The sequence below is a fragment of the Nonomuraea sp. NPDC048881 genome, assembly GCF_040649795.1.
GTDB lineage: Bacteria > Actinomycetota > Actinomycetes > Streptosporangiales > Streptosporangiaceae > Nonomuraea.
The window spans coordinates 40,526-54,493 of the sequence record NZ_JBEZGC010000035.1 but is presented as its reverse complement, the minus strand read 5'-3'; the positions used below and the strand labels follow the sequence as shown (position 1 = coordinate 54,493).

Annotated in this window: 14 protein-coding genes and 1 tRNA gene; 6 read left to right on the top strand and 9 right to left on the bottom strand. The window is 71.8% G+C overall.

The genetic code is table 11. From position 1 onward, the window contains the following. Nucleotides 1-547 precede the first annotated feature (547 nt). Nucleotides 548-621: transfer RNA gene (locus AB0C33_RS49940), tRNA-Ile, on the bottom strand. A 239-nt stretch (nt 622-860) separates the two neighbouring features. Between AB0C33_RS49940 and AB0C33_RS49935 the strand changes: the two genes are divergently transcribed. Beyond that, nucleotides 861-1,406: a histidine phosphatase family protein gene (locus tag AB0C33_RS49935; RefSeq protein ID WP_358302497.1), complete on the top strand. Its 546-nt coding sequence runs from the start codon at nt 861-863 to the stop codon at nt 1,404-1,406. 256 nt (nt 1,407-1,662) lie between these two features. On the opposite strand, the gene AB0C33_RS49930 is transcribed toward AB0C33_RS49935, so the two are convergent. Further along, on the bottom strand, nt 1,663-2,595 hold the full coding sequence (locus tag AB0C33_RS49930; protein ID WP_352327067.1) for a LysR family transcriptional regulator: 933 nt from the start codon (nt 2,593-2,595) through the stop codon (nt 1,663-1,665). Nucleotides 2,596-2,691: 96 nt separating this feature from the next. On the opposite strand from AB0C33_RS49930, the gene AB0C33_RS49925 reads away from it, so the two are divergent. Together AB0C33_RS49925 and AB0C33_RS49920 are read left to right on the top strand one after the other, a co-directional pair. Then, entirely contained in the window at nt 2,692-2,916 is a 225-nt protein-coding gene (locus tag AB0C33_RS49925) for a DUF6158 family protein (RefSeq protein WP_125631040.1), read from the top strand. After that, nucleotides 2,916-3,155, top strand: a complete 240-nt coding sequence (locus AB0C33_RS49920) for a hypothetical protein (RefSeq protein WP_358302494.1) — start codon at nt 2,916-2,918, stop codon at nt 3,153-3,155. The genes AB0C33_RS49925 and AB0C33_RS49920 overlap by 1 nt, the downstream gene beginning before the upstream one ends. Nucleotides 3,156-3,287: 132 nt before the next feature. Here the strand turns inward: AB0C33_RS49920 and AB0C33_RS49915 are convergent, their stop codons facing one another. Together AB0C33_RS49915 and AB0C33_RS49910 are read right to left on the bottom strand one after the other, a co-directional pair. Beyond that, complete coding sequence (locus tag AB0C33_RS49915; protein ID WP_352353608.1) at nt 3,288-3,455, bottom strand: hypothetical protein; 168 nt, start codon at nt 3,453-3,455, stop codon at nt 3,288-3,290. After that, nucleotides 3,452-5,083, bottom strand: a complete 1,632-nt coding sequence (locus AB0C33_RS49910) for a sodium:solute symporter family protein (RefSeq protein WP_358302491.1) — start codon at nt 5,081-5,083, stop codon at nt 3,452-3,454. Before AB0C33_RS49910 ends, AB0C33_RS49915 begins: the two co-directional genes overlap by 4 nt. 102 nt (nt 5,084-5,185) lie before the next feature. Between AB0C33_RS49910 and AB0C33_RS49905 the strand changes: the two genes are divergently transcribed. Further along, nucleotides 5,186-5,965 (top strand): putative hydro-lyase, encoded by a 780-nt coding sequence (locus AB0C33_RS49905; protein ID WP_358302488.1) that lies wholly within the window; start codon nt 5,186-5,188, stop codon nt 5,963-5,965. Here the strand turns inward: AB0C33_RS49905 and AB0C33_RS49900 are convergent. After that, a complete protein-coding gene (locus AB0C33_RS49900) occupies nt 5,874-8,147 on the bottom strand; it encodes an excinuclease ABC subunit UvrA (RefSeq protein ID WP_358302485.1) in 2,274 nt (757 codons plus the stop codon). The genes AB0C33_RS49905 and AB0C33_RS49900 overlap by 92 nt on opposite strands. 52 nt (nt 8,148-8,199) lie before the next feature. Between AB0C33_RS49900 and AB0C33_RS49895 the strand changes: the two genes are divergently transcribed. Further along, nucleotides 8,200-8,820: a TetR/AcrR family transcriptional regulator gene (locus AB0C33_RS49895; RefSeq protein WP_358302482.1), complete on the top strand. Its 621-nt coding sequence runs from the start codon at nt 8,200-8,202 to the stop codon at nt 8,818-8,820. Here AB0C33_RS49895 and AB0C33_RS49890 read toward each other — a convergent pair. Further along, nucleotides 8,745-9,389 carry an ATP-binding protein gene (locus tag AB0C33_RS49890; protein ID WP_358302479.1) on the bottom strand — a complete coding sequence of 215 codons (645 nt, stop codon included), beginning with the start codon at nt 9,387-9,389 and terminating at the stop codon, nt 8,745-8,747. The two genes, AB0C33_RS49895 and AB0C33_RS49890, sit on opposite strands and share 76 nt — an antisense overlap. Before the next feature lie 85 nt (nt 9,390-9,474). Between AB0C33_RS49890 and secY the strand changes: the two genes are divergently transcribed. Beyond that, nucleotides 9,475-10,764, top strand: coding sequence for a preprotein translocase subunit SecY (secY, locus tag AB0C33_RS49885; RefSeq protein WP_358302476.1), 1,290 nt, complete (start codon nt 9,475-9,477; stop codon nt 10,762-10,764). A gap of 48 nt (nt 10,765-10,812) precedes the next feature. Here the strand turns inward: secY and AB0C33_RS49880 are convergent, their stop codons facing one another. From AB0C33_RS49880 to AB0C33_RS49870, 3 genes are all read right to left on the bottom strand, one after another. Then, nucleotides 10,813-11,463 (bottom strand): response regulator transcription factor, encoded by a 651-nt coding sequence (locus AB0C33_RS49880; protein WP_352353595.1) that lies wholly within the window; start codon nt 11,461-11,463, stop codon nt 10,813-10,815. Nucleotides 11,464-11,633: 170 nt separating this feature from the next. Then, the gene (locus AB0C33_RS49875) at nt 11,634-12,821 is read right to left on the bottom strand and encodes a sensor histidine kinase (protein ID WP_358302473.1); all 1,188 of its coding nucleotides are present in this window, start codon (nt 12,819-12,821) and stop codon (nt 11,634-11,636) included. A gap of 129 nt (nt 12,822-12,950) precedes the next feature. Then, nucleotides 12,951-13,856, bottom strand: a complete 906-nt coding sequence (locus AB0C33_RS49870) for an aryldialkylphosphatase (protein WP_358302470.1) — start codon at nt 13,854-13,856, stop codon at nt 12,951-12,953. Nucleotides 13,857-13,968 lie beyond the last annotated feature (112 nt).

Sequence of the window (13,968 nt, the reverse complement as noted above, 5' to 3'; positions counted from 1 at the left end):
ACCCGGAGGTGGCCCGGGCCGCCGCGGAATCCACCGCCGCTCTCGTCAACACCGCAGCCGCAGGCGCGCAGGCCGCCCGGCTGATCACTTTGCCGACCCACACCGGCGACGCCACAACCTGAACCACCGAACCCAGCAGGCCCGTCGCTTCTTCGGCGGGCCTGTGTCTTTGTCCTCAGCGCTGTCGTGCAGGTGATGCAGCCGATCGATCCCTAGCGCGTCCTGTAAGAGGGTCGAGAGGTCGCCGCGAGAAGCAGCGGATCTTTTATCGGCTGGTCAGAAAATGCCTGTTGAGCCCGACGGGGCAGCTTGGGTGAGACTTGACCCGCCGAAAGCTCATCGCTGACTTACGGCGCTGGGTAGGTCTTCCGGCTTGATCTTCTGTTGGTCGTCGCCGGGGTCTGAACTGACGATGGCGGTCTAAATGATCTACCGGCATACACGGTGCGTACACAAGAGCAACCATGGAGCAACCAACCATGATCAACAGGAAGATCCGAGGGTGGCGAGAACCGAGAAACACCAGGTCGGACGTGGTTTTGAAGAGTAGGGCGGGTGGGACTTGAACCCACGACCCACGGATTATGAGTCCGATGCTCTGACCGGCTGAGCTACCGCCCCTGGATTCAGTTGTGACATGCGGTGTGCGGCGTATGGATCTTGGTGAGGCTCGCGCATGTCAAGGCTAGAGCATCGGATCCGGGTGTGCCGCACGGCCGGATGGGGACGGGGTCCCGCGGACATCATTCCATGCCGGGCAAGGTTGGTGGAGTCGTGTCGATCATATTCGGGTCTCGGTTGGGGGTTGTGTTTGCTGTGGGCGGAATGGGAGGGGTTGGGAGGGGAGGTACGGTGCCGATATGGCGATCAAGGTGGTGTACGAGACCCACTCCATCACTGTGGACAACGAGATCGGCGTCGCCACCGGGTGGCTGCCCGGGGAGTTGTCCGAGCGGGGGCGGGAGCTGGCCGCCGAGCTCGGGGGGCGGAGGCGGGGGGTGGACGTCGTCTACTGCTCGGATCTGCGCAGGGCGGTCGAGACGGTGGAGGTGGCGTTCGGGGGTGGGAAGAGCGGGAAGGGCGGGAAGGAGGTCCGGCTCGACGCGCGGCTCAGGGAGTGCGACTACGGCAGCTACAACGGACGGCCGGTGAGCGAGGTGGCAGCCCTGCGCAGGCGGCACATCGACACGCCGTGGCCGGGCGGGCAGAGCTATCGGCAGGTCGTGGCGGCGACGGCCGCGTTCCTCGACGACCTGCGGGAGGAGTGGCAGGGGGCCACGGTGCTGGTGGTGTCCCATTCGGCCAATCGGTGGGCGTTGCAGCACCTGCTGGACGGCACTCCGCTCGAGGACCTGGTGGACGCGCCGTTCGAGTGGCGGCCCGGGTGGGAGTACGAGGTGGCGTAGCGCCTTGGGGTACGTGGTGGCGTAGCGCCTTGGGGTGCGACGTGGCATGGCGCCTTGTCTGGAGGCGGGGGCCGGTTCGGGGTGGGGTTGGACGTGAAGGGTCGCGGCCCAGGCAGCCGGACATGGCTGATGCGCCGATCGCGTCCGCGATCAGCGCCGGCGGGTGGAGCTGGGTTGTCTCCCGCCGCTGGGGGTGCCGTCACGGTAACGGCGGGCCCACGGGGCGAGGAGTTATTACTTCACTCCTATCAGGGTGTTATGGCGCGGTGCCGTACGCCGGGTTGCGTGCGAGCCAATCGGAGTAGACCGGACTGCGGCGTACGGCCTCGGTGTGCGCCTGTTTGGCCTGGGCGACCACCCAGGTGGCGTCGGGGGCGGTGGGGTGGCGGCCGAGGAGCTGCCGCCAGCGCAGCGGCGCGCCGGACAGCGGGACCATGGCCAGCCCCGGCAGGGCCTGGTGGGTCGCCTGGCAGAGCACCACGGCGCGGCCCACCTGGGCGAGGTGGGTGCAGGTCGGGACGTCCGTCTCGTAGATCGTTCCGGGGGTGAAGCCGGCTCGGGCGCACGCCATGGCGAAGCAGTCGGCGAAGCAGCCGTCGCCGGGGGTGACGGCCCATTGTTCGCCGGCCAGGTCGGCCAGCTCCACCTCTTTCTCCTTGGCGAGCGGATGGTCCTCGCCGACGAGGGCGAAGACCGGGTCGACGCTGATCGTCTCCCACAGGAGCGTTCCTGTGGGGGTGCCGGAGTCGCCGCAGGCGCCGGTCAGCACGTAGTCGAGGCGGCCGAGCTCGACCATGTTGATCAGCTCGTGCGTTGACCACGACGTGAACGTGGTGACCGTGCGCTCCGCGGCCAGCCGGTCGACCAGGCCGCCGAGTATCGGGCCGTTGGTGGCGCCGATGCGGAAGCCGGGGGAGGGGGTGTGGGCGAATCGTACGGCCTCGTCCTGCAATTCCTTGGCCGCGGGGAGCAGCACGCGCGCCCGGGCGAGCACCAGCTCGCCGAGTCGCGTGGGCCGCGCCCCGTGGCGGTCACGTTCGAACAGGGCGCCGCCGAGCACCCTCTCGATCCGTTTGAGCTGGGCGGTGAGGGCCGGCTGTGCCAGCCCGAGCAGGGACGCGGCCTTGCTCACACTTCCCGCGTCCGCTACCGCGCGGACGATCCTGAGGTGCCTGAGCTCAAGGTCCATACCGGGAAGGTAAGGCGACGAATCGCTCCCAAACAATGGCTATATGTCAGGAATTGTGACAGATATTGTCGGGGGTGTCTGGGGTAGGGGGAACCCATGACGACGATGGGAATAGATCCGGCCCAGCTCAGCGACGAGGATGTGGTACGCGAGCTGCGGCAACTCCATGCCACTCGTAGTGACACATTCTTCCATGGATCAGACGATGCTCTGGCACGTCACACTTCCCGTACCAATGAGCTAGAGGCGGAATACCTTCGCAGGTTCCCCGACCGCGAGGTCGATCCGGCCAGGCTGAGGGAGGGGGCGAGGCAACGTTGATGTCCGAGGGGCATGACGTGCAGGAGCTGTCGGACGTCGACATCCACGTCTACGAGGCGGTGGCCTCGCAGGCGATCGGGTCCGGCGGCGTGGCCGGCCTGGAAGCGGTGATCCGGGCGACCGGCCTGGAGGACGACGAGGTGCGCGACAGCCTGGCCGTCCTCGCGAACCAGGGGTACGTCGTCCCGCGGGGCGACGGGTACGGCCTCGGTCCCCACACCTTCGAGGTCGAGTACTGAACGGGCGCGGACGGCTCCGCGCCGCCGCCGCCGCGCCGCCGCCGCCGCGCCGCCGCCGCCGCGCCGCCGGCGCGGAGCCCACAGGCCGGGCGTACGGCCTGTGGGCTGTAGGGCGGGTCGAGGGCGGTGCGGCTAGGGCTTGAGGGGGCGGAGGCGGGCCCACAGGACGAAGGCGGCGCCGAAGACGGCCATCGGCAGGCCCGTCCACAGGTTCACCGCGTCCCCCAGCAGGCCGGCCACGACGAGGATCACGCCGTACAGCAGGAACAGCCCGCCGATCACCATCCGGATGTCGCTCACAGGATCACTCCGTACAACAGGGCGGCCAGGATCACGGCGCCGGTGCCGAGCAGCACCGGCGAGCGGTACCAGCGTGTGTCGCCGGCGAGGGCGTCGTCCTCCAGGTCCGCGGCGCTCAGGCCGTACACCAGGCCGCGCAGCTCCCGCTCCGGCTTGGGCGTGGTGACCAGCGTGACGATCACCGACACCAGCACGTCCACGGCGAAGGCGATGCCCGCGCCCCAGAAGCTGGCGTTCAGCTCGGTGCCGAAGTCCACCACGCCGGCCTTGTAGGCGAAGTACGACGCGAAGGCGCTCAGCGTCCCCGCCAGCAGCCCCCAGAACCCGGCCCACGGCGTCATCCGCCGCCAGAACAGCCCGACGACGAACGTCGCGAACAGCGGCGCGTTGAAGAAGCTGAACAGCGCCTGCAGGTAGTTCATGATGTTGGAGTAGCCGGCCGCGATGAACGCCGTGCCCACGCCGAGCGCCACGCCGGCGACGGTGGCGACGCGCCCGACGTTCAGGTAGTAGCCGTCCGGGCGGTCGGGCCGTACGTGCGCCTGCCAGATGTCGTTGGTGAACACCGTGTTGAACCCGCTGATGTTGGCCGCCATCCCCGCCATGAACGAGGCCAGCAGCCCGGTCACCGCGACGCCGAGCACGCCGTTCGGCAGCAGGTCGCGCATGAGCAGCGGGATCGCGTCGTTGTAGTCCTGGCCCTTGCCCAGGTCGCCGAAGAGCACCAGCGCGATCATCCCCGGCAGCACCGTGACCAGCGGGATCAACAGCTTGGGGAAGGCCGCGATGATCGGCGTCATCCGGGCCGCGTTGGTGTTCCTGGCCGACAGGGCGCGCTGCACCTCGGCGAAGTTCGTCGTCCAGTAGCCGAAGGAGAGCACGAACCCCAGCCCGAAGACGATCCCGATCCAGTGGGCCTGCATCGGGTTGGCGCCGGCGGTCCCGGCCCAGGTGTGCAGGCCGCCCTCGCCGAGCGCGCTCTGCCGTACCTTGTCGAAGAGCCCGGCCACGCCGCCGACCTTGACCAGGCCGAGCACGGTCAGCGGGATCAGCCCGGCGAGGATCACGAAGAACTGCAGCACCTCGTTGTAGATGGCCGAGGACAGCCCGCCGAGCGTGATGTAGGAGAGCACGATCAGCGCCGAGACCACCACCGACACCGGCAGCGGCCAGCCCAGCAGGGCCTCCATGACCAGGGCGAGCGCGTACAGGTTCACCCCGGCGATGAGGATCTGCGCGACCGCGAACATGAGGGCGTTCAGCAGCTGGGTGGCGCCGTTGAAGCGCTTGCGCAGGAACTCCGGGACGCTGCGCACCTTCGAGCGGTAGTAGAAGGGCATCATCACGATGCCGAGGAACACCATCGCGGGGACGGCGCCGATCCAGTAGTAGTGCACGGTCATCGCGCCGTACTGGGCGCCGTTGGCCGCCATGCCGAGGATCTCGATCGCGCCCAGGTTGGCCGACACGAACGCCAGCCCGGTGATCCAGGCGGGCAGTCCGCGGCCCGCGAGGAAGAAGTCGAGGCTGGAGCTGATCCGGCGGCGGGCGGCGAACCCGATGGCGAGCACGGTGGCGAAGTAGACCGCGATGAGCAGGTAGTCGAGGAGGTTGACGTCTAATCGCACAACCGGCCCGCTACCCGGAAAACACCGCGATAGCCGTACGGCCGGGCGTCCCGGTGAGGTGCGATTGTGGACCGTGCGAGCCGGTCGCCATAGTGTCGAGAGGTGGACGTCGCCACCTTGACCCCCGCGCAGGCGCGGGCCCGCTTCCGCGTCGGCGAACGGGTGCCCACCGCGGGCTGGTGCCGCGGCTGGACGCAGGCCAACCTGATCGCCGTGCCCGCCGCCCTGCGGTACGAGCTGCTGCTGTTCGCCCACCGCAACCCCCGGGCCTGCCCCGTGCTGGACGTGGGCGAGCCGGGCGCCTGGTCGACCACCCTGTTCCGCGGCGACCTGCGCACCGACCTGCCCGGCTACCGCCTCTACCGCGACGGCGAGCCCGTGGCCGACCTGGACGAGGTGACCGGGCAGTGGCGGGCCGACCTCGTGCCGTTCCTCATCGGCTGCAGCTTCACCTTCGAGGCGGCGCTGCTGGCCGCCGGCGTCCCGGTACGGCACCTGGAGCAGGGCAGGAACGTGCCGATGTACCGCACGAACGTGCCGTGCGAGTCCACCGCCTCGCTGTCGGGGCCGCTGGTCGTCTCGATGCGGCCGGTCCCGGAGGAGCTGGTGCGGCGGGCCGTCGAGGTGAGCGGCAGGTATCCGCGGGTGCACGGCGCGCCGGTGCACGTGGGCGACCCGGCCGCGATCGGCGTGCTCGACCTGGGGCGTCCCGACTTCGGTGACCCGGTGGAGCTGCGGCCGGGGGACGTGCCGCTGTTCTGGGCCTGCGGGGTGACGCCGCAGGCGGCGGTCATGGCGAGCGGCGTGGAGTACGCGATCGGTCATCTGCCCGGTCACATGGCCGTGCTGGACGTCCGGGACGACGACTATCGAGTGACTTGACCAGATATTTCGCGGTATAGGTGGATGCTTCGGTCAGTTCGGCCGGGGTGCCTTCGAAGATCACCTCGCCGCCGTGCCGGCCCGCCTCGGGGCCGAGGTCGATGACCCAGTCGGCGTGCTTGACCACGTCGAGGTCGTGCTCGACGACGATGACCGTGTCGCCGCCGTCCACCAGCCGGTCGAGCAGGGCCAGCAGCGTGTCCACGTCGGCCATGTGCAGCCCGGTCGTCGGCTCGTCGAAGACGTACACCTGGCCGCGCTCGCGCATCCGGTGCGCCAGCTTGAGCCGCTGCCGCTCCCCGCCGGACAACGTGCTGAGCGGCTGCCCGAGGGTCAGGTAGCCGAGCCCCAGCGCGCCGAGCCCGCCGATGCCCGGCAGGTCGAACAGGCCCGCGGCCTCCTCGGCCGTCATCGCCAGCACGTCCGCGATCGTGCGGCCCTCCACCGTGTACGACAGCGCCTGCGGGCTGTACCGGCTGCCTCCGCACGCGTCGCACACCCGGGTCACCGGGTCCATGAACGCCAGGTCCGTCTTGATCTCGCCGCGCCCCTTGCACACCGGGCACGCGCCGGCCGAGTTGAAGCTGAACAGCCCCGGCCGCACCCCGTTGGCGTCGGCGAACAGCTTGCGCAGCGGGTCCATGGCGTCGAGGTACGTGGCCGGGGTCGAGCGCGGCGAGCCGCCGATGGCCGACTGGTCGATGAGCACCACGTGCGGATGCCGGGCGACCAGCTCCTGGCGCATCAGCGTGCTCTTGCCCGACCCGGCCACGCCGGTGACCGCGGTGAGCACGCCGAGCGGCACGCGTACGGTGACGTCCTTGAGGTTGTGGGCGTTCGCGCCCTCGACGGTCAGCCAGCCGGCCGGGGCGCGCACGGCGTCCTTGAGCCCGGTGACCCGCCGCAGCATGCGGCCGGTCAGCGTGCCGCCGGACGTCAGGGCCGCCACCGTGCCCTCGAACACGACCCGGCCGCCCCGCGTGCCCGCGCCCGGCCCCATGTCCACCACGTGGTCGGCCAGCTCGATCAGGTCGCGGTCGTGCTCGACGACCAGCACCGTGTTGCCCTTGTCGCGCAGCTCCACCAGCAGGTCGCCGAGCCGGTGGACGTCACGCGGGTGCAGCCCCACGCTGGGCTCGTCGAAGATGTACGTCATGCCGGTGAGGCTGCTGCCCAGGTTCCGCACGGTCTTGAGCCGCTGCGCCTCGCCGCCCGACAACGTCGGCGTCCCGCGGTCGAGGCTGAGGTAGCCGAGGCCGATGGCGTCGATCCGGCGCAACGACTCCACCGCCGCCTCGGCCACCGGGTCGCCCAGGCCCTCCAGCACGCCGATGAGGTCGGTCACCTCCATCGCGCAGTGGTCGGCGATGGACCGGCCGTCGATGCGCGAGGCCAGCGCGGCCGCGTTGAGCCGCCGGCCGCCGCACTCCGGGCACGTGGTCTGCCGCACGTACGGCGCCGCCGCCTTGTCGAGCTGGTCGAGGTCGCGCTTGAGGTGGACGCGCTCGAACCGGGTGACCAGCCCCTCGTAGGTGTTGGTGTACTCGCCCCGATTGACCTTGAAGCCGCCGCCGTACAGCAGCAGGTCGCGCTCCTGCGGCGTGAAGCCGCGCAACGGCTTGTCCGGGTCGAACAGCCCCGACCTGGCGTAGAGCTGCCACACGTACGACCCGGGCGGGGCCATGCGGATCGCGCCCTCGTTCAGCGAGAGGTCCTCGTCGAGCATCTTGCCGACGTCGGCCTCCACCTTCTTCCCCAGACCGTCGCAGACCGGGCACATGCCCTGCGGGTCGTTGAACGAGTACGCCGTCGCGGGCCCCGCCGACGGCTCGCCGCGCCGCGAGAACAGCACCCGCAGGATCGCGTGCACCTCGGTCATGGTGCCCACGGTCGAGCGGGCGCCGCCGCCGACCGGCTTCTGGTCCACGATCACGGCGGCGGTCAGGCCGGACATGCGCTCAGCGCGCGGGCGCTCGTGCTTGGGCAGCCGGTTCCTGACGAACGCGCTGAAGGTCTCGTTGAGCTGCCGCTGCGATTCCGTGGCGATGGTGCCGAACACGATCGAGGACTTGCCCGACCCCGACACGCCGGTGAACACCGTCAGCCGCTCCTTGGGCAGCCGCAGCGAGACGTCCTTGAGATTGTTCTGCCGCAGGCCGATCAGCTCGATGTCGCGCGACACGTGCCACACCCCCAATAGCTTTGGCTACTACCTATAGCCTAAGCTATTCCATGTGGCTGACATTCCCGACCGGCGAGCACGACGGCGAGCCGAGACGCAGGCCGAGATCCTCGGCATCGCCCTCGACGTGATGGCGGAGGAGGGCGTCGCCGGGCTGAGCCTGGCGACCGTGGCCAGGCGGCTCGGCATCCAGCCGCCGTCGCTGTACAAGTACTTCCCGTCCCGGCACGCGGTCTACGACGCCCTGTTCAGGCGCGGGCAGGAGGGCTACCTGGCGGCCGTGCGGCGGGGGGCAGAGCCGCATGAGCCGGGGCTGGCGGCCATGGGGTCGTCCCTGGAGGCCGGAGCGCGGTGGATCATGGAGAACCAGGTGCTGGCCCAGTTGATGTTCTGGCGGCCGGTGCCGGGGTTCGCGCCCTCGCCCGAGGCGTACGCGCCCGCGCTGGCCGTCCACGAGCACTTCGCCGAGCTGATCAGGGCCGCCGTCGGGCGCGGTGAGCTGCATCCCGACGCCGCGGGCGAGGAGGGGCTGGCCCTGGCCGCGAGCCTGATCGCCGGGCCCGTGTCCCAGCAGCTCAGCAACGAGCCGGGCGCCTCCTACGAGGAGGGGCGGTTCACCCGGCTCGTCCCCCGGCTGCCGGCCGTGTTCGCGGCGGTGTACCCGCCGCCATGAGCAGGTCGCGGCGGTGTGCCCGCCGCCGTGAGCTGGTCGCCGAGCGGCGGCGCGCCCCGCCGGTTGTCGATCTCCAGGTGCGGCACGACGGGCGGCTCGTCCACCCGGATGTTCCGCAGGTAGTCGGCGAAGGCCGCCAGCTTGCCCGCGTCCCTGGCCAGGCCGCGCGCCTCCAGCCGGGCGCGCAGCGTCGGCCCGTCCGAACGCACCCACAGCAGGCGCACGGGCGGGCCGCCCAGCTCCGCCACCCACCGGGCCCACCGCGCCGCGTCGTGCACCTGCGCGGTGAACGGGCCGTCGAGCAGCACCGGGCAGCCGTGGCCGCGGATCTGCGCGGCGATCCTGGTCAGGCCGGTGTACTCGTGGTGCTTGACGTGCCGGTCGTACCAGGGGCCCTCGCGCTCGCCCTGGTCGCGGCCGTGGGCCCGCAGGACCTCCGCGACGAGGTCGCCGTAGACGGTGTCCTTGTCGAGCAGGGCGGGCACCGGCGACAGGCGGGCCAGCAGCTCGGCCGCCACCGTGGACTTGCCCGCCCCCGGCGGCCCGCTGATCACCCACACGGTCGTCATGCGCCCAACCTACGCGGATCTGCGTACGCGGGTGCCTCGCCTGGGCGGACGACGTCCGGCCCGCCCGCGGACAGACTTCCTGCTCATGCTGACCGTCTTCGCCAGAGCGTTCCGGGTGCCGGAGCTGCGCAGGAAACTGCTGTTCACCTTGGGGCTGATCGTGCTGTTCCGCCTCGGCCAGATCATGCCCGCGCCCGGCGTGGACGTCGTGGCCGTGCGGCAGTGCGTGGGCTCGGCGAGCGGCGGCGTCTTCGACATGATGCAGATGCTCAGCGGCGGCGCGATGCTCCAGCTGTCGGTGTTCGCGCTGGGCGTCATGCCCTACATCACGGCCAGCATCATCCTGCAACTGTCCGCCGTCGTGGTGCCGCGGCTCGACACGCTCAGGAAGGAGGGGTCCAACGGGCAGGCGCGGATCACCCAGTACACCCGTTACCTGACCGTCGGCCTCGCCGTCCTGAACGCCACGACCGTCGTCACCCTGGCGCGCTCGGGGAACCTGCTGCCCGGCTGCGCCCGTCCGCTGCTGCGCGACCAGGGGCTGCTCGCGGTGTCGGTGATCGTGGCGACGATGGTCGCGGGCACCTGCGTGGTCATGTGGATGGGCGAGCTGATCACCGACCGGGGGATCGGCAACGGCATGTCGATCCTGATGTTCACGCAGGTCGTGGCGGTGTTCCCGGGGTACATGGCGAAGATCTTCGTACTCACGCCGTTCGGGTTCGCGGTGATGCTGGCGGCCGGGTTGTGCCTGGTGGCGGCGGTGGTGTTCGTCGAGCAGGCTCAGCGGCGGGTCCCCGTCCAGTACGCCAAGCGCATGGTGGGGCGGCGCATGTACGGGGGGAGCAGCACGTACATCCCGCTCAAGGTCAACCAGGCGGGGATCGTACCGGTGATCTTCACCTCGTCGCTGCTCTACGTGCCGACGCTGGCCGCGCCGCTGCTCGGCGCGGAGGCGGGCGCCTGGGTCTCGCGCAACCTGACCGCCGGGACCCATCCGCTCTACATGAGCGTGTACGTGCTGCTGATCGTCTCCTTCGCCTACTTCTACGTCGCGATCACCTTCAATCCCGTCGAGGTGGCCGACAACATGCGGCGGTTCGGGGGGTTCGTGCCGGGGATCCGGCCGGGCGCGCCGACGGCCCGCTACCTGGCGTACGTGTTGTCGCGGCTGACCGCGCCCGGAGCCCTCTACCTCGGCGTGCTGGCGCTGCTGCCGCTGGTGGCGTTCGCGATCCTGCGTGACCCCGGCACGCAGCAGAACTTCCCGTTCGGCGGGACCAGCGTGCTCATCATGGTCGGCGTCGGGCTGGACACGGTCAAGCAGATCGAGGCTCAGCTCCAGCAGCGCAACTACGAGGGCTTCCTGCGGTAGGCCGCGGGCCCGGCAGGAGGGTTACCTCCGGCGGGCCGCGGGCCCGGCTCAGACCGGCGGCGCGAGCCCGGCCCGCATGGCGAACACCACGAGCTGGGCCCGGTCGCGGGCGCGCAGCTTGACCATGGCCCGGCTGACGTGCGTGCGCACGGTGTCGGGGCTGATCACCAGCTCCCTGGCGATCTCGTCGTTGGACCGGCCCGTCGCCACCCACGCCACCAGCTCGCGCTCGCGCGGGGTGAGCGTGCCCAGGCCCTCGACGGGCTCGGCGCCGCCGCGGCCGAACAGGCCGATGACCTTCCTGGTGATGGACGGCGACAGCAGCGCCTCGCCCGCCGCCACCACCCGCACGGCGTTGACCAGCTCGTCGGGCGCGCTGTCCTTGAGCACGAATCCGCTCGCCCCGGCCTGGAGGGCGGCGAAGACGTACTCGTCGACGGCGAACGTGGTCACCACGACGATCCGGGTGCCGGCCAGCGTGGGATCGGCGGCCACGGCCCGCAACGCGGACAGGCCGTCGGTGCCGGGCATGCGGATGTCGAGCAGCAGCACGTCGGGACGGGTGCGGCGGATCAGGTCGAGCGCCGCCGCGCCGTCGGCCGCCTCGCCCACGCACTCCATGCCGGGCTCCCGCTCCAGCAGCGCCCGCAGCCCCATCCGCACGACGGCCTGATCGTCGGCGACCGCCACCCTGATCACGCGGCCCCCGGCGTCCGCACCGGGCAGGGCTGTGCCGGCGGCGGGCGCGTCCGGGCCTGTCCGGACGGGGGGTGGGCCGGGGGCGTGCGCGCCCGGGCCTGGGTGGTGGGGGCCTGGACCGGGGGTGTGCGCGTCCGGGCCTGGGGGGTGGGGGCCTGGGCCGGGGGCGGTCATGCCTCGTACCGGGGGAAGCGGGCGGTCACCTGGAAGCCGCCGCCCTCGCGGGGCCCGGCGGTGAGCCGGCCGCCCGCCTCGGTGACGTGGGCGCGCATCCCGGCCAGCCCGCGGCCCTCGGCGGCGCCGTTCCAGCCCGCGCCGCGGTCGGCCACCTCCAGGACGAACGCGCACGGGCCGTCGGCCAGGCGCACCGAGGCCCTGGTCGGGCCGGCGTGCCGGAGCACGTTCGTGAGGGATTCGCGGACCACCCGGTAGACGGCGTCCTTGAGGTGGGCGGGCACGGCGGGCTCGGCGGGCTCGACGTCGACCGGCAGGCCTGCGGCGCGTACGCCCGCGATGAGGCCGGGCAGGTCGGCGGCCGGCGGGTCGATGCCGTCGAGCGCGGCGCGCAGGTGGGCCAGGGCGGTGGTGCTGGTCTCCCTGATCGCCCGGAGCGAGGCCCGTGCCTGCTCGGGGTCGTCGTCGAGGACGACGAGCGCGAGCCCGGCCTGCATCGCGATGGCGGCGAGCCCGTGACCGGCGGCGTCGTGCACCTCCCCGGCGATCCGCGCCCGCTCGGCCGCCACCACTTCGGCCCTACCGAGGAAAGCCCCCGACCGCCCGAGCACGGCGTCCGGCGCGTGCGGGGCGGCGGTCGCGGAGGCATCGGCGGTGGCGGCGGGCCGGGCGGGACGAACGGTGGCGGCGGGACGGGCGACCGCGGGCGCCGGGATCCCCCAGGCCGCCCCCACCGGCCAGGCCCCGCGCCCCGAAGCCGCATCCCCGGCCCCCGGACCGCACAGCGCCCCGCCCCCAGCAACGGGCGCACCCGGGACGAACGCGGACGGCAACGAGGAGTGGGAAGTGAGTGCGGACGGCGACGCGGTGTGCGAGGCGAGCGCGGACGGCGGCGTGGTGTGCTGCGAGGCGACCGCGGACGGTGGCGTGCTGTGGGAGGCGAACGCGGACGGCGGTGGGGCGGTGTCGGAGGCGTGGGACGAGGGCGGGGGCTCGGCGTCGGCGGCGGCCGCCGCTGCCGCGGCCCTGGCCTGCGCGAGGCCGCTGAACGACCACGGGACGGCCAGCCACCCGGCCCAGGCCAGCATGACGACGACCGGGACGTCACCCACCCGGCTCAGGCGCGACAGCGCCGCGACCGACCTGCGCAGGCGCCCGCCGCGTTGCGTGTGCTCGCTCACCATCCCCCACCCGGCCAGGCTCGTGTCGCCCCGATCCTAGCGAGTTCTGGGCGGCACGGTCCGATCACCGCCCGCCCGGCCGCCCCGAGACGATCTTGACGACAGCGCCCGGTGTCGGGGCGGGGCCCCGGGTCAGCGCATGCCGTCGGTGAGCCAGCGCAGGGGGTTGTCGTGGGTGATCAGGCGGATGACGTCCTCGCCGGTGCCGGCCTCGCGCAGGCGGGGGAGCAGGCTGTGGAACAGGTGGGCGTACCCGCAGCCGCCGTACCGCTGGACCTGGGCCACGCGGCTCAGGCCGGTGCTGAGGAGCAGGCGGTCGGCGTGGCCGTCCTCGATGAGGCCGAGCGCGATCCTGGCCGCCTGGTCGGGGCCGAGCGCCAGGACGCTGAGGCTGACGTACGCGCCCGCCTCGGCGATCTTGCGGGCGCCGCCCAGGTCGCCGGAGTAGCCGGCGGCCACGCGGGAGCCGGGCAGGTTCTCGCCGAGCAGGATCTCCAGCAGCGCCGGGGCGTTCTGGCCGTGGGTGGCGACGGGCAGGCGCGACTGCCGGGAGGCGCGGGCGGCGGCGCGCAGGCAGCGCTCCTCGCGGGCGGTGGGCTCGGCGCCCCAGCTGCCGACCTCGCCGATCACGCCGGGGAAGACACCCGTGCCGTCCACGCCGCTGGAGATCTCGGTCATCAGGCGCCGGGTGAGCTGCTCGACGTCCTCGTCGCCGACGTCGGTGAACGGCTGGGCGAAGAAGCCGGTCGAGGCGATCACCGGCACCCGGCTGCCGGCCGCGATGCGGGCCAGGGCGGCGGCGTCGCGGCCCATGCCGAGACAGGTGAGCTCGACCACCAGGTTGAGCTCGTCGGACTGGCGCAGCTCGCGGAGCTCCGCGGTGACAGTGGTCTCCTCGTCGAGCCAGCGGTGGGGGTCGGAGTCGATGCCGACCGCCCAGCGCATGTCGTTGCGCAGGTGCTCGTGGGGGAGTACGGCGCCGTTCACCGCTGCCGCGCGGATCGGGCCGGTGACGGTGCGAAGGATGACCTCGGGCATAGCCGACATTAACCGATAGTTGCCGGAATACCCTTCCTTCTGGCGGGAAATTTTACTCTTCGTCCTGTTTGGCGGCCTGCTAGTGGTCTGCAAGTGTTCCTGCCAATGTGGG

What these genes read in the sequence shown, in the direction of transcription:
- AB0C33_RS49875 (WP_358302473.1), bottom strand. Translation starts at nt 12,821, where the DNA reads ATGGTGAGCGAGCACACGCAACGCGGCGGGCGCCTGCGCAGGTCGGTC.
- secY (WP_358302476.1), top strand. Translation starts at nt 9,475, where the DNA reads ATGCTGACCGTCTTCGCCAGAGCGTTCCGGGTGCCGGAGCTGCGCAGG.
- AB0C33_RS49925 (WP_125631040.1), top strand. Translation starts at nt 2,692, where the DNA reads ATGACGACGATGGGAATAGATCCGGCCCAGCTCAGCGACGAGGATGTG.
- AB0C33_RS49890 (WP_358302479.1), bottom strand. Translation starts at nt 9,389, where the DNA reads ATGACGACCGTGTGGGTGATCAGCGGGCCGCCGGGGGCGGGCAAGTCC.
- AB0C33_RS49870 (WP_358302470.1), bottom strand. Translation starts at nt 13,856, where the DNA reads ATGCCCGAGGTCATCCTTCGCACCGTCACCGGCCCGATCCGCGCGGCA.
- AB0C33_RS49935 (WP_358302497.1), top strand. Translation starts at nt 861, where the DNA reads ATGGCGATCAAGGTGGTGTACGAGACCCACTCCATCACTGTGGACAAC.
- AB0C33_RS49920 (WP_358302494.1), top strand. Translation starts at nt 2,916, where the DNA reads ATGTCCGAGGGGCATGACGTGCAGGAGCTGTCGGACGTCGACATCCAC.
- AB0C33_RS49930 (WP_352327067.1), bottom strand. Translation starts at nt 2,595, where the DNA reads ATGGACCTTGAGCTCAGGCACCTCAGGATCGTCCGCGCGGTAGCGGAC.